Origin of the sequence: Nocardia takedensis NBRC 100417 (assembly GCF_000308695.1) — a bacterium.
GTDB classification, from domain to species: Bacteria; Actinomycetota; Actinomycetes; order Mycobacteriales; family Mycobacteriaceae; genus Nocardia; species Nocardia takedensis.
The window spans coordinates 1-407 of sequence record NZ_BAGG01000006.1 but is presented as its reverse complement, the minus strand read 5'-3'; the positions used below and the strand labels follow the sequence as shown (position 1 = coordinate 407).

Genomic DNA, 407 nt, shown 5'->3' with positions numbered 1-407 from the left:
ACCCCCACCCCGCTCAAACCCGCCGTCGACCACGCACTCGCCTACCACCCCGACAACCCCGAGGTCCCGACCCCGCAAACCACCGTCGAACACGTCCTGATCGTCAAACGCACCGGCAACCCCGTCGACCTGCTCGAGGGCCGCGACCACTGGTGGCACGACACCGTCGCCAAAGCCTCCCCGCACCACACCGCCCAACCCTTCCCCGCCGAACACCCCCTGTTCATCCTCTACACCTCCGGCACCACCGGAAAACCCAAAGGCATCCTCCACACCACCGGCGGCTACCTCACCCAGACCAGCTACACCCACCACACCGTCTTCGACCACAAACCCGACACCGACATCTACTGGTGCACCGCCGACATCGGCTGGATCACCGGACACTCCTACATCGTCTACGGCCT

The 407-nt window shown here is 65.6% G+C and carries 1 protein-coding gene; it reads left to right on the top strand.

Going from position 1 to position 407, the window contains the following annotated elements:
* A partial coding sequence (locus ON30_RS01525) for an AMP-binding protein (protein WP_040703583.1) occupies nucleotides 1–407 on the top strand: 407 nt, incomplete at both ends.